We start from the raw sequence: 13,575 nt of genomic DNA on the forward strand, positions 1-13,575 counted from the left end.
CTTAATCTATGAAAATAGTAACTAGCTGTAGTCTTATTTATTGATACTAATTCTGATGCAGTTCGTGCTGTACTTCCTGCTATAAATAACTCTATTAATTTGTCTTGCTTGTATGAACTTAATCTACTTTTTCTCATCAAAACCATCCTAACATAACTTAGTTATCTAGGACAGCCCCTAAATTTTTATTCTGAAAGGATAAATATAGATACTGTAAATGCTCTACTTTCTATTATAACAAAAAGTATGCTGGCTGTTATCGTTTTTACTGTAGGCGCAATAGTTACAGCTTATAATTCAGCAAGTAGCTCAGGAACACCTAGAATTCTTGTAATACTATTTAGAGACCGAGCTTCTAATAAGGCAACGTCAAGTTTTATTGGAGCTTTTATTTATGGAGTTATTGCAACTATTGCAATAAAATCAGGAGTTTTTGATAAGACGGGTGTCTTTTTAATCTTTATTCTAACTATTTTTGTATTTGCATGGATTATTTTCACGTTTATAGTGTGGATAGATAGTATAGCTAAATTAGGTCAGGTAAGAACTTTATTAACAAAAACAGAAGATCAGGCTTTAGCTACTGTGGGAAAATATATAAAAAATCGATACCAAGGATGTAATAAGCTAATAGAAGATAAAATACCTGAGAAGTCGATACCTATTCTTGCAAGTGATTATGGGTTTCTTAATGATATTTCTTTCGAGAGCTTAAATGAGTTTTGTAAAAACTTAGATGCAAAAATTTATATAGTAAAATATAAAGGTAAGCATTTAACAAGCTCAGAAGTAGTAGCTTATATCAAGTGCTCAGAGACTTTAACTAAAGATAAGCTAACTGAATTATCTTCTAATTTTATAATTACAAATGAAAAGAGCTTTAATGAAGATCCTATTTTTGGTATTGAAATTCTTAGTGAAATAGCTGCGAAGGCATTAAGTCCTGCAACAAATGATCCTACTACAGCTATAAATGTTATTGATACGGTAAATAGATGTTTAAGCTGTCTCTTTGATTCAAATACTACAAATGGACAACAAGTAATATATGAAAATTTATATATCAAAGATATAGCTATAGATAGATTTGTTAGAAGTGGCTTTGAATACATAAGAATATATGGAAGTAATAATCTATTGGTAGCGAAACGGATACAGAAAAGCTTACTACATATTTGTAAACAAAGTTGTGATGAAAATTCTAAGCTTATAGCTAATTATATGGAAAATTGTTATAAGCAAGCTAATTCAGAGTTGAAGTATACTTTTGAAAAAGTAGAGCTACAAGAGTTTATAAAAAGCTTAAAATCTCAATAAATAAAGTTAGTTACTTTTGTTTTAAAAAAATAATAATGGTAGTATTATAGCTTAAGTTTTGTATGTAAGAAGAGAGAAATATGCATTTAGCAGGTATAGAAGCAGGGGGCACAAAGTTTTTTACAACTATAGGAGATATTGATGGTAATGTTATAGAGCGTCATCGTACAGATACCACAACTCCTGAACAAACTATGACTGAGGTTCTTGAAATACTAAAGGGATACCAAAGCGAATATGATATACATGCTATAGGTGTTGGGTGTTTTGGGCCAATAGATATTAACACTAAGTCTGAAACCTATGGTCATATCACAAATACTCCGAAAATTGCTTGGCAAAATTTTGATATAGTAAGTGCTATTAAATCTGTTTATTCAGGACCTATAGGCTTTAATACCGATGTAAATGCAGCAGCTATTTGTGAGCATATCTGGGGTTGTGCTAAAGGTTTAGATAATCTTTTATATTTAACAGTTGGTACTGGTGTTGGTGGCGGTATTATATGCAATAATCAGCTAGTTCAAGGAGCTATGCATACTGAAATCGGTCACATACTTATACCACAAAACCCTAATGATGAGTATGCCGGATGCTGTCCTTTTCATGGCAACTGTGTTGAAGGCTTAGCTTCTGGGACAGCAATAAATAAACGCTGGCAAGTTAGCTCTGCTGCGAAACTAGCAGATGACCATATAGCATGGCAATTTGAGGCTGAGTATTTAGCGAAAGCTTTGGTGAATTATATATATGCATTTTCTCCAGAGAAGATAGTTTTAGGAGGTGGAGTTATGCATAAAACTATTCTCTTTGATATGATACGTACTAACGTGACTGAGTATTTGAATGGTTATCTTGACTATCCAGCCTTGAAAGATATGGAAAATTTCATTGTTCCAGCATCATTTGGTGATAATACTGGAGTTAAGGGATCTCTAGCTTTGGCTTTAGAGACATTTAATAACTCTAAATAAATAATTACTCTTATATTATCTGAATTTTGCTGTTAAAATTTTGGTAAATTAATTTTTTTCAAGAAACGTTGATAAATAAAATACTTTCAAATCATATTTTATCAAAATCGCTACAAACAATGGTGGTACAGGCTTTAGGACAAGCTTGTGCATTTATTACAGCTATACTGTTGGCGCGTCATTTAGATATTAGTGATTATGGTTACTATATTTTTGGGGTTACTGTCGCTATGATATTAGCTGTTGTTGCGACAATGGGAGCTGGTGGAATATTAGCTAGAACCTGGGGTAAGTCTGATTTAGAAGGATATGAGCGAAATAAAGAGACATTCTTAGTACATAACTGGTATTTTAAAAGAGGTTTTGCATTTATTATTCTCGTAATAGTTATTATTGTCCTTTACAATCATCGTGAAAATAATGATAATTATATTGAAAACTTTGCACTTTTATTTGCAGTTCCATTTTTTATGGCAAATATATTTCAGTCTTTCTTCGTGGCAAAAAGGATAGTTGTTGTGGCTAACCTATTACAACTTGGATTGAGAGTTATTATGCTGTTTTTAACAGTGTTTTTTATGTTTCTTTATATATCAAATACGGCAATGTTGGTAGGCTGTATGATGATCTTTATGACTGTCTATATTACAACGGTATGGCTTATACAAACATCTAAGTATTCTTTTGAAAGTTCAAAGCCAGAAGGAAGTAACTTGTCTTTTGCTTTTATGCAGTGGGGATTATTATTATTATCACAAGTAGATATTATAATTCTAAAAGGCTTATCTATACCAGCAAATGTTGCGTTATATGGGGTGGCTTTGCAGTTAGGAGCTTTGGTTAGTTTTGTTTTAAATGCTGTTAACTCAAACGTTTTATCACAAATTGCAGATGATTATAAAAATTGCTCAAAAGAAGAGTTTCAGATAAAAATAACTTCATATACTCGAATTATATTTATCTTATCTATATTTGCTATAGTAGGTCTTATAATATGTGGCTACCCAATTACGTTACTTTACGGTAAGGAGTATGTGGTTTCATACTTTATATTTTGTATTTTAATGGTTGGGCAGATTGTAAATGTTATTTCTGGATGTGTTGCAACAATACTTAATATGGCAGGCTTTGAAAAAACAACTTGCTTTGCTTTTTATGTAGCTTTAATAATAAATATTGTATTGGGAATTATTTTTACAATCTATGGTGGTGTGTATGGTCTAGCCATAGCATCAAGTTTATCAATGATATATTGGAATATACATCTTCTTTATAAGGTAGTTACTAAAATAGGAATTAATCCGACAGTCTTTATATTTAGATAATGCTAATCAAAAGAGTTGCTACTATCTTGAGCTGCATTATTTAATTTCTTTGAAATATCATTTACAGCAGAGTTGACTTTATCTTTTGCTTTGGCAACATTTTCATTTTTCATATTAGATATCAAAATTATAGAGCCTACTATTAATAGTAAAATAATAAGAGGTATGTTTAATTTGCCTATTATTTTTTTTAGATGTTTCTTCATAGTAGTTCTACCATTTATTTTAATAAGTTAAAATGGGGCAGGTTTAGATTCATTTTTTCCATTTTCAAAGCCTTTTTTAAAGCTTTGTAACTTATTTTTTGTGTCTTTTGTAGTTTTATCAAGGGATTTAGATGCTTGATTTGCTTTATTAATAATTGATTTTTTTGCCTTATTTGAGCTATTAATCACAGCTTTAGATGCATTAGAAAACTCCTGTTGAACATCTTTTGAAACATTACTCATATAAGTAGCTGATTCATGAGCTTTATTTTTCATAGCTACTTCAGTATTATTGGCACCTTTAGATATGTTGTTAGCTAACTTATAAGTACTATTTTTAGTTTCTTCTGTTGCTGATCTTATAGAATCTGAACTTTTTTGGTAGTATTTTTTCATAGTAGTTTGACTATTATTAACTGCATTGCCTAACTTCTTACCCACATTATACGATGAGCTATCCTGTGATTGCGTTGTTTGTATATTACTTTGTAGTGCATTTGCCATTAGTGGAAATGTACTACAAGCAAAGCATATTAATCTAATATATTTATTTTTCACAACTCTCTTCTCCTTGAAAAAGTTATTAACTCATTCCATTTGCTGCTTGTGCAACATTATCAGCATCTTCGGCTTTAACCTGATGATTTACTTTGTTGAGTTGAGCTTTAGCTTCTTCTGCTTGGATATCATCAGCTGTTTGACAAGTTTGACATTGTATACTTGGTGTACTTGATGTTGTTGCTGATGAATTACTTGTATAAACTACTTGTTGAGATGCTTGGGATAATAAGGGGAAACTCATTAATCCTATAACAATTAAAGATAAATATTTGTTTTTCATTTCTACCTCACTTAATTTTAAATCTCTCCAATATAAAAATTACCATAAAACTATTGAATTTACTATATTTTAGAAAGGTTATATGCTACTAATGAGTAAAGTTTATATATGATTGTGTTATAATTCACAGAAGTTAATATTACAAATAAAACTCTCTATAATGATTTCAGAAGCTTCAAAAGAAGACAAAAAATCAGCCAGAAACTGGCTAAAAGAAGCAGCTTTGCCAGCTAAAAGATGGATTAAGCTGACAGTACTTATAGCTTTTCTAAGTGGTATGTTACTAATAGGTCAGTTATATTTATTAGCATATATCTCTTATGATGCTTATTTACAAAAAATGAGTTTAGGACAGCTAAGTAGCTATTTTATAATAATAGTCTTGATTATATTTATACGAGCAGGATTAAGTTGGTTAAGAGAGGTAGTTAGTTATAAAGCAGCAGTTATTGTTAAAAAGCAAGTTCGTGAAGATATTATTGAGCACATTAATAAGCTAGGACCTATACAACTAAGCAAAACATCAAATGCTAATATAATTAGTAGTGCGATGGAGCAGGTTGAGGGGTTGACAGGGTTTTTAACTAAATTTTTACCACAGATAACACTTTCTGGATTGATGCCTTTAGCTATATTAGTATTTATATTTCCACAAAGTATAGTGTGTGGGGTTATTTTATTAATATGTGCGCCATTGATACCTCTTTTTATGATAATTGTTGGTTTAGGTGCAGAATCTGAGAATCAGAAGCATTTTAAAACTTTAGCTAGAATGAGTATGACTTTCTTAGATACATTAAAAGGTCTTACAACTTTAAAACTATTTAATAAAAGTAAATTACATAACCAGAAAATCTATCAAGCTTCAGATAATTATAGAATTAGAACAATGAAAGTTTTAAAGATAGCTTTTTTATCATCAGCTGTTTTAGAACTTTTTGCGGCGGCCTCTATTGCTATAGTAGCTATATATTTAGGTATGGGATTTATAAATGCTGGAGCTGATAATAATATTTGGTGGGCTCTGCATAATTTAAATCTTCAAGGAGCTTTGTTTATTCTTTTATTAGCTCCTGAGTTTTTTATGCCATTGAGAGAGCTAAGCACTCATTATCATGCAAAAGCTGAAGCTGTAGGCGCAGCTTTAGAAATAGCTAGAATTTTCGAAATGAAACCATCATCAATTGAGAGAAATACGATTTTAAATGATAAGATAGATAGTATTTCTATACAGAACTTAATAGTCAAGTATGATGAAAAAATAGCAATCAATAATATTTCTTTGGATATAAGAAATGGTGAAAAAGTTGCATTAGTTGGAGCTAGTGGTGCTGGTAAAACTACTTTGATAAATACGTTACTTGGTTTTATTGAATATCAAGGTAAGATCTTGATTAATAATGAAATTGATCTTGATAAAATAGAAGAAAAATCTTGGTTAATAAGTATTTCTTGGTTGGGACAGAGTTCTTCTTTATTTAAAGGTTCAATTAAAGAGAATCTTTTATTAGCAAATCCAAATGCTACAGATGATGATATCAATAGGGAAATTATAAATACTGATCTTAAAAATTTTGTTGACTCTTTAGATGAAGGCCTTTTAACACAAATTGGTGAACAGAATCTTGGTCTATCAGGAGGTCAAGCACAACGACTTGCTTTAGCTAGAGCATATTTAAAACCCCATGATATTTTAATTTTAGATGAGCCTACAGCGAGTTTAGATAAAGTCACTGAAGAGAAAATCATTAACTCATTAGTACAAAACTGGCAAGCTAAGACTGTTATTATGTTGACGCATAAACTAAGTTTTCTAGAATGTGTTGATAAAATAGTTGTCTTAAACGACGGTAAGATCTCTGAAGTTGGCTCTTTTGATGAATTAGTTAGTAATGAAAATAGTGACTTTTATCACTTCTATAAAAATGAGGTGACAGCATGAAAAATTTAATTCCATTTATAAAACTATTCAAAAATCAAACTCAGTGGATGTTGCTAGGCACATTATTAGCATGGTCTGCGATACTCATGGGTATTGGATTGATGTCATTGTCTGGTTGGTTTATCTCATATACTGGCTATTTAGCTACAACAACATATGCAATAGCAACATCATTTAATTATTTTTATCCAGCTGCTGGAGTGCGCTCTTTTTCTTTAGGCAGAATTGTTAGTAGATATGGTGAGAGAGTTTTAACTCATGAGGCTACATTTAGAATCTTAACAGATGTGCGAGTGTGGTTTTATGAAAAGCTTGAGCCTTTAGCGCCATCTCACTTATACAAATATAAAAGTGGTGACTTACTTACAAGATTAGTCAATGATATTGCCGCTTTAGATAATCTATATGTGCGTATCTTATCACCAACTGTAGTATTTATTTTAGCCTCAATAACAGTCGCTTTACTATTTTGTTTCTTTAGTTTTACTTTAGCGCTACTAACATTTATAGCATTGCTATTTATAGGTTTTATTATTCCTTTATTTAGTAGTCTACTAGCTATGAAAAAGTCATATAATCTTAATAGTACTAGTGCAGAGCTAAAAACTGATATTACAGAGCATGTAAATTCTCTTGCAGAATTGAAGATTTTTGATTTAGAAGGCAAACATTTTGAGAAAATTAGACAGCAAAACTCAAACTTACTTAAGCAAGAAGAGAAAATTAGCATAATAAGTGGCTTAGGCAGTGCCTTAATGACTTTAGCATTAGGTTTAACTGTTGTTATGGTAACTATATTTGCTGTTAAATTAACTCAACAAGGGTACATCAATGGTGCTTTTATCGCTTTAATATTTCTTGCAGTTATGGCAGTTTTTGAGTCGATAGTACCATTGCCTTTAGCATATCAATATTTGGGTAAAACTCTATCAGCATCAAAAAGGATTTTAAATATTACTGATGCAAAGCCCGATGTAGTATTTCCTGAAAATAGATTGGATATTAATAAATCTAATATTAGCTTTAAAAATGTTTGTTTTGGTTATACAGCAGAACAACTTGTATTAAAAGATTTTTCATTAGAAATTCAAGCGAATGAAAAAATTGCTCTTTTTGCTCCAACTGGCAGTGGTAAGTCAACAGTAATTAACTTATTAGCAAGATTTTGGGATATAAACAGTGGTGAAATCTTTATTGGAAATAAGGATATTAAAGAGTTTAGCGAAGAACAGCTAAGAGAGCAGATGACTATTATAAATCAGGCTCCGCATATTTTTAATACTACTATTAGAGAGAATTTATTGCTTGCTAAATCTGATGCTACAGATGAAGAACTTAGCCTTGCCTTAGAAAAAGTTCAATTAAAAACATATCTAGAATCTTTACCAAAAGGTTTAGATACTTGGACAGGTGAGTTAGGTAAACACCTTTCTGGGGGACAGCAAAAACGTCTTGCTCTTGCTAGAGCTTTTTTGCAGGATAAGCCTATTTTAATTTTAGATGAGCCAACCGAAGGTCTTGATAAAGAAACTGAGAAACTAGTATTTAAAAATTTACAAGAGTTTATGAATAATAAGACAGTTGTTTTTATTACACATAATGCTAGACTTCTAGATAGTTTTGACAGAGTTATAAAATTTTAGGCTGTAAAAACTTGTATTTGTAATCAAATGAAATATATAATATTACGATTTTTTCAAAAAATTTCTTTTTTTTCAAAAGTAGGGTATTTCAGTCTACAGAAATTATAGCTGTATATCTATACTATTTTTCTTTTTGAAAAAAACTTATGGTTCATGGTTTTTTAGTTTAATAAACTGAATTTGAAAAAACTTTGTTTTAATCATAAGGAGATAAAATCGTGAGGAAAATAATAAAGATAGGTGCTTTAAGTATAACGGTAGTATCAACCTGCTTAGCAGCATCAAATGTCCAAAGCTTATCATCAAATAATAGTAAGCTTAACGACAAGCCGAATGTTGTTATTTTTGTGTGGGATGGTTTACGACCGGATTCTGTATCGCCAAATATAACACCTAATTTATATAACCTTACACAAAAAGGTGTTTGGTTTAATGATAATCACTCTAGCTATCCAACATTTACAATGATGAATGCTTCAAGTTTTGCTACAGGTGATTTTGCTGGAAAAACAGGATTTTATGGTAATACTTTATGGCAACCAAAAGCAAAAGGTATTGATTCTGCTGACCATCAAGTTAATTTTAAAGCACCTGTATTTACAGAGGATTATAAAATACTACAAGATTTAAATAGTGTTCCAGAGGAGCCCTTATTAGAAGTCACAACATTATTTCAACAAGCTCAGAAAAATGGTATAAAAACAGCTGCTGTTGGTAAATCAGGAGCTGCATTTATGCAAGATCATAACTCTGGTGGAGTTATTTTTGATGAAAAGCATGTATACCCAGAAGCTTTTGCAAAATATCTAAAAGATAAAGGTTATATATTACCTTTTGATACAAGGTATGCCTACAAAGATTTTCATTTGAAAGCAAGTGCTAATCCAGCAGGATATGGTAAAGTGGCAACACTAAAAGATGGTGTGACATCAGACCCTGTTGCTAGTATTACTTCACCATATAGCAAAGATAATACATATCTTATGAAAAGTTACCTAAATGAGGTAATGCCATATGCTAAACCACAATTAAGTGTTGTATGGTTACGCAATCCTGATACTACAGAGCATAATTATGGTGTTGGGTCTGTTGCATATTATGATGCGCTAAAAAATCAAGATTATTTATTAGGATTATTGATTGATAAATTAAAGAAAGAGCATCTGTGGGGAAAAACAGATTTGATTGTTGTTTCAGATCATGCTCATAGTAACGTATCTGCTTCATTAAGAGATTTTCCATTAAGAAATATAAATGAAAAGACTAAAACTGTTGGGACTATCAATCAAATCAATGGGTATTCTGTATCTGGTGATTTTAGACCTGCAGATTTACTCACTCGAGCTGGCTTTAAAGCATTTGATGGAGCTGGTTGCCAGTATGACCCTGTTCTATCAGGTATTACAAAAGATGGCAAACATGTATATCCAATAAAGTATGATACGACAGGTAAAATATGTGGAGGAAGTGTAAAAGAGTCTGATACTAATGGTCATAGACATGCTGATTTAGGAATTAAATATACAACTCCATCGTATAAGATTCCTAATAAACTTCCAAAGGATAGCGTAATAGTAGCAGCAAATGGTGGAAGCACATATTTATATGTTCCTAGTCATAATAAGTCACTAATAGGGAAACTAGTCAAGTTTTTACAATTAAGGCAAGAGTTTGGCGTGATTTTTATTGATGGTAAGCGTTATGGTGATATTCCTGGAACTTTTCCTTTAAGCTTAGTTCATCTAGAAAATAAATCAAAAAGAAATCCTGATATTATCGTAGGTAGCAACTTCAACTCTTTTGCTCGAGTTAAAGGTTACGTAGGAACAGAATTTAATAGTGATGGTAGTGATAGAGGTATGCATGGATCATTTAGTCCTATAGATGTACATAATACTTTGGTTGCATATGGTCCAAGTTTTAAATCAAAATTCACAGATGAGATGCCAACTGGAAATGTTGATTTAGCACCTACTATCGCATATATTTTAGGTTTATCTTTATCTCATACAGATGGTAGAGTTTTATTTGAGGCACTAAAAGGTCAAAAAGTTAACTATACTATTAAACCTTATCAACTAAGCACTAAAACAGTTAATAATTTAAAAATACAAAGTGCAGAAAATCCAGATGGTAAAGTTATAGTTCCTAATGAGTCTAAATATAAAGCCGAGATATCCATTAAGGAGATAAATACAGGTAAGAAAGTATATAATTATTTTGACCAAGCAAAAACAACTAGATTTGAGTAGTTTAAAAAAGTCAACAGCTTTGCTTAAAACATCCTTATTTTTGGTAAAGCTATATTTTTAGGTTGATTTTATTGCTATATTAGGCAAGAAAAAAGAAAAGTCAAATAAACGAATATTAAGGGATAGTCGTGGGAAAAGAAGAAAAATCTGAAGAAGCCAGTTTTAAGTCAAAAATTAAGAAAAAATCAGTTCAACAATATTTAGATGAAGAGCCAGTATGGCCGGATGGAACTAAAGTTAACCTTATTCCTCTTTCTAGCATGCAGTGGTTTATTTGGCTACTAGCTACAGCAGGTAAATTCTTTGAGGGGATGATTGTCTTTATGACAGGTATTGCTCTACATCTAATCGCTTATGATTTCCAACTTAGCGATGTACAAAAAGGTATGATAGGTTCAGCAACTTTAGTTGGGATACTTATTGGAGCATCTTTACTTGGAAGTCTATCTGATAAATATGGTAGGAAAAATATGTTCATTATTGAGATGATTATATTTTTAATATGTATTATAGGTGTTTGTTTATCTAGTAGTTTTATAGTTTTATTTATAATGTTGTTGATTGCAGGTATTGCTCTAGGTTGTGACTACCCGACAGCTCATTTAATGATTTCAGAGACTATTCCAAGTAGAAATAGAGGTAAGTTAGTTTTAGGCGCGTTTGCTTTTCAGGCTGTTGGAGCTCTAGCAGGTACTCTTATAGGCTGGCTTGTTTTAGTTGAAATGCCGTCAGTTAATGCATGGAAGATCATGTATTCAATTGCTATTATTCCTGCAATTTTAGTAGTAGTTGGAAGATTCTTTATTCCTAAAAGTCCACATTTCCTGGTAACAAAAGGGGAGTACAAAAAAGCTGAAAGAGCATTAGGCTCTTTATTAAATAGAAGACCAAGGTATCCTAAAGTTATTAGAATCAAGAAAAAAGATCCTAAAGCTGTTACAGAGGTAGAAAGAGGTAGTTCATATAAATCATTATTTACAAAATATAGAAAGCAAACAATTTTTGCATCACTACCATGGTTTATCCAAGATTTAGGAACCTATGGTATAGGGGTGTTTTTACCGTTAATATTAACAGTAACAATAGGCTCAAAAGTAGATGTTAAAACTGTAAATGATGTTATTAATAATGAAATATTAGCTGCAAAAGGTTCGGCATTTATTGATGTGTTTTTCTTCTTAGGAATTGTTTTTGCGATATTTTTATCTGATTACTTAGGAAGAGTAAAGTTACAAATATTTGGCTTTATAGGTTGTGCTGTTGGCTTAGCTGTTGCAATGGCTGGTCATATGACAGATAACAATATTATATTAATATTCTTAGGGTTTATTATCTTCCAATTTATGACAAATATTGGACCAAATGCGCAAACTTATGTGATAGCTGGAGAAGTTTTCCCTACACATGCTAGAGGTAAGGGAGCTGGATTTGCAGCATCTTTTGCAAAGATTGGAGCTATAATAGCAGCATTTTTATTCCCTATATTAATATCTGTTATTGGGGTTGACATGCTACTTGTGATTTTAGTAATTACTTCTATTTTAGGAGCTATAGTAACCAAGAAGTTTGGCATTGAAACTAAGGGTATTGATTTAGAAACTATTTAAGGTGAAACTATTCTAATATTTTAGTTCTTTTCTTAATTTATTTATATCTAATTGTCCTTGGTATTTAGATATAATTATTGTTCCTATTGAGTTACCTATCATATTTGTAATTGCTCTGCCTTCAGACATAAATCTATCTATCCCTAAGATAATTACGATTCCGGCTACAGGGACAACTCCAAGAGCGCTAAGGGTACTTGCTAAGATTATAAAGCCACTACCTGTAACACCGGCAGCACCTTTTGAGCTAATTACCATGATTAGAAGCATAAATATCTGCTGACCTAATGTAAGGTCAATGCCAAGTGCCTGAGCTATAAATATTGCAGCTAATGATAAATATATAGCTGTACCATCAAGATTAAATGAATAACCTGTTGGTATTACTAGACCAACAACTGATTTATTACATCCTAAATTCTCTAGTTTCTCCATAAGATTTGGTAATACTGTTTCAGATGAAGATGTTCCTAAGACAATAAATATTTCAGTTTTGATATAGGCCAATAGCTTAAAAATACTAATACCACAATAGAGTCTAAGTATAGCTCCTAAAAAAACAACTAAAAATAAAAAGCAAGTAACATAAAAGCATAGTAATAAGCCAAGTAAGCCTAACAATGTATCAGCACCATATGTGCCAATGGTATAACCAATAGCTGCACAAGCGGCAATTGGAGAGTAATGCATAATAACGTGAATAATCTTGAAAAAGACTTTTGAAAGACTCTGGATGGCATCTAGTATAGGTTTGCTTTCATCTCCATATAATACTAGTCCAACAGCGAATAATATTGAGACAAAAAGAACTTGTAAAATATCACCATCTGTAAAAGCACCAGCAAATGTATGCGGAATAATATTCATAAAAAAATCTTGGATATTTTCAACATGCTCAACATTTCCCATATATGACTTTGCAGCACTTGCATCTAAGGAATTCGGATCAATATTCATACCAAATCCTGGATGAAGTAGATTAGCTGTAACCATACCAATAATTAGAGCAACTATAGTCATAGCAAAAAAGTAAAGTAGAGCAATTCCACCAATCTTACCAACTGTCTTAAGATCCTTCATTGCTGCAATACCGGAAACTAAGGTTAAGAATATTATAGGTGCGATCATAAGCTTAATAAGCTTAACAAAAACATCAGCAAAAGGTTTAAGAGAAGTTGCAATACTTGGTGTAAATATACCAAGTAAGATTCCTATAAATATTCCTAATAAAACTTGGGCATAAAGGTGACGAAATATCTTCATATCTTTTAATTAATATATTTGAACTAATTAAAACTATATATGAAATATTTATATTATGTAAATTAAAAAAGTACTAAAACTAGAAAAATAACCTTATTAAAATCTAATGCATGAATATAGCTACTATTTTAAATAATGGGGCTGTCCTAGATAAGTTTACTTTAAACTCTCTCTAACCCAGTGTGTAATTAGCTTTAGCTGTTCC

At 31.2% G+C, this 13,575-nt stretch carries 11 protein-coding genes and 1 pseudogene; 7 read left to right on the forward strand and 5 right to left on the reverse strand.

What is annotated here, in order from left to right:
- Nucleotides 1-137 (reverse strand): annotated as a pseudogene (locus F3D62_RS06690) (IS1595 family transposase); the annotation flags it as partial.
- Between the two features lie 67 nt (nucleotides 138-204).
- Between F3D62_RS06690 and F3D62_RS06695 the strand changes: the two are divergent.
- From F3D62_RS06695 to F3D62_RS06705, 3 genes are all read left to right on the forward strand, one after another.
- Complete coding sequence (locus tag F3D62_RS06695; protein ID WP_224732653.1) at nucleotides 205-1,317, forward strand: DUF2254 domain-containing protein; 1,113 nt, start codon at nucleotides 205-207, stop codon at nucleotides 1,315-1,317.
- An 80-nt stretch (nucleotides 1,318-1,397) separates the two neighbouring features.
- The gene (locus F3D62_RS06700) at nucleotides 1,398-2,291 is read left to right on the forward strand and encodes an ROK family protein (RefSeq protein WP_150467482.1); all 894 of its coding nucleotides are present in this window, start codon (nucleotides 1,398-1,400) and stop codon (nucleotides 2,289-2,291) included.
- 68 nt (nucleotides 2,292-2,359) lie between these two features.
- Nucleotides 2,360-3,616, forward strand: a complete 1,257-nt coding sequence (locus F3D62_RS06705) for a lipopolysaccharide biosynthesis protein (RefSeq protein ID WP_150467483.1) — start codon at nucleotides 2,360-2,362, stop codon at nucleotides 3,614-3,616.
- Between the two features lie 2 nt (nucleotides 3,617-3,618).
- Here F3D62_RS06705 and F3D62_RS06710 read toward each other — a convergent pair whose 3' ends face one another.
- The 3 genes from F3D62_RS06710 to F3D62_RS06720 are packed head-to-tail and all read right to left on the reverse strand — an operon-like array spanning nucleotide 3,619 to nucleotide 4,663.
- Nucleotides 3,619-3,822: a hypothetical protein gene (locus F3D62_RS06710; RefSeq protein WP_150467484.1), complete on the reverse strand. Its 204-nt coding sequence runs from the start codon at nucleotides 3,820-3,822 to the stop codon at nucleotides 3,619-3,621.
- A gap of 27 nt (nucleotides 3,823-3,849) precedes the next feature.
- Complete coding sequence (locus F3D62_RS06715; RefSeq protein WP_150467485.1) at nucleotides 3,850-4,380, reverse strand: hypothetical protein; 531 nt, start codon at nucleotides 4,378-4,380, stop codon at nucleotides 3,850-3,852.
- A gap of 25 nt (nucleotides 4,381-4,405) precedes the next feature.
- Nucleotides 4,406-4,663 (reverse strand): hypothetical protein, encoded by a 258-nt coding sequence (locus tag F3D62_RS06720; protein WP_150467486.1) that lies wholly within the window; start codon nucleotides 4,661-4,663, stop codon nucleotides 4,406-4,408.
- 160 nt (nucleotides 4,664-4,823) lie between these two features.
- Between F3D62_RS06720 and cydD the strand changes: the two genes are divergently transcribed.
- The 4 genes from cydD (at nucleotide 4,824) to F3D62_RS06740 (ending at nucleotide 12,107) form a co-directional block, all read left to right on the forward strand.
- A complete protein-coding gene (cydD, locus tag F3D62_RS06725) occupies nucleotides 4,824-6,605 on the forward strand; it encodes a heme ABC transporter permease/ATP-binding protein CydD (RefSeq protein WP_150467487.1) in 1,782 nt (593 codons plus the stop codon).
- On the forward strand, nucleotides 6,602-8,248 hold the full coding sequence (gene cydC, locus F3D62_RS06730; RefSeq protein WP_150467488.1) for a heme ABC transporter ATP-binding protein/permease CydC: 1,647 nt from the start codon (nucleotides 6,602-6,604) through the stop codon (nucleotides 8,246-8,248). Before cydD ends, cydC begins: the two co-directional genes overlap by 4 nt.
- 218 nt (nucleotides 8,249-8,466) lie before the next feature.
- Nucleotides 8,467-10,500, forward strand: a complete 2,034-nt coding sequence (locus F3D62_RS06735; protein WP_191092558.1) for an alkaline phosphatase family protein — start codon at nucleotides 8,467-8,469, stop codon at nucleotides 10,498-10,500.
- Nucleotides 10,501-10,628: 128 nt separating this feature from the next.
- Complete coding sequence (locus F3D62_RS06740; protein WP_224732652.1) at nucleotides 10,629-12,107, forward strand: MFS transporter; 1,479 nt, start codon at nucleotides 10,629-10,631, stop codon at nucleotides 12,105-12,107.
- 12 nt (nucleotides 12,108-12,119) lie between these two features.
- On the opposite strand, the gene dctA is transcribed toward F3D62_RS06740, so the two are convergent.
- Nucleotides 12,120-13,370, reverse strand: a complete 1,251-nt coding sequence (gene dctA / locus F3D62_RS06745) for a C4-dicarboxylate transporter DctA (protein ID WP_150467490.1) — start codon at nucleotides 13,368-13,370, stop codon at nucleotides 12,120-12,122.
- Between the last annotated feature and the right edge of the window lie 205 nt (nucleotides 13,371-13,575).

The sequence above is a fragment of the Francisella sp. SYW-9 genome, assembly GCF_008711465.1.
Taxonomy (GTDB): Bacteria; Pseudomonadota; Gammaproteobacteria; order Francisellales; family Francisellaceae; genus Francisella.